Source organism: Flavobacterium sp. SOK18b, from assembly GCF_014156605.1.
Classification (GTDB): domain Bacteria; phylum Bacteroidota; class Bacteroidia; order Flavobacteriales; family Flavobacteriaceae; genus Flavobacterium; species Flavobacterium tiangeerense.
The window spans coordinates 1-594 of record NZ_QKNZ01000168.1 but is presented as its reverse complement, the minus strand read 5'-3'; the positions used below and the strand labels follow the sequence as shown (position 1 = coordinate 594).

The 594-nt window shown below is 25.3% G+C and carries 1 protein-coding gene; it reads right to left on the bottom strand.

Features of this window, described 5'->3' with window-relative positions; genetic code table 11:
• Positions 1 to 50 precede the first annotated feature (50 nt).
• Positions 51 to 594 (bottom strand): hypothetical protein (locus tag DNC80_RS15695; RefSeq protein WP_182652021.1); only part of this gene is annotated, 544 nt, incomplete at its 5' end.

Below are 594 nucleotides of genomic sequence, written 5' to 3'. Positions count from 1 at the left end.
GCCTGACGCAGCTGTAGCCGCGCGGTGGTTAGTAGATGTTTTTCTTATTTTCAATAATATTCGATCTGTCTTTCAATTATTCTTGTTGTCTGATTTTTATTAGAATAAGTTTTTTTAACCCAATTTTTATGTTTGTCATTGACGATATTTATTTTGATTATATCGTTACGTTCTTCATTATTTCCGTTACCTTCGGTTTTCCACTTTGAGGTTATATTGTTTTTTGTAGTCGTTGTAATATAGTAGCTTTTAATTTCGTTATTATTTTTGTAGTAGTATGTATAAACAATAATTGAATCTTTGTTTGTATAAATTAATGTTCTACTTTTTAAATAATCATTGTCATAATCTTCTTTTATTTCAAGCGAATATTTTTTTGTCTTCAATTTTTTTGTTACTTCTTTTACATTAAATTTTGGTCGAATTTTTATCGAAATTAAAGTATCTTTTATTTCTTTATATTCATATTTTGTTAGTCTTTCAGGATAAAATGATAGCTGATTTTCTGCTTTAAAAACAACAGTTTTGTCAGAATCATTTTCAGGATTTAGATATAAGTCTTCAATTAATTGATTTTTCTCATTGTATTTGTAT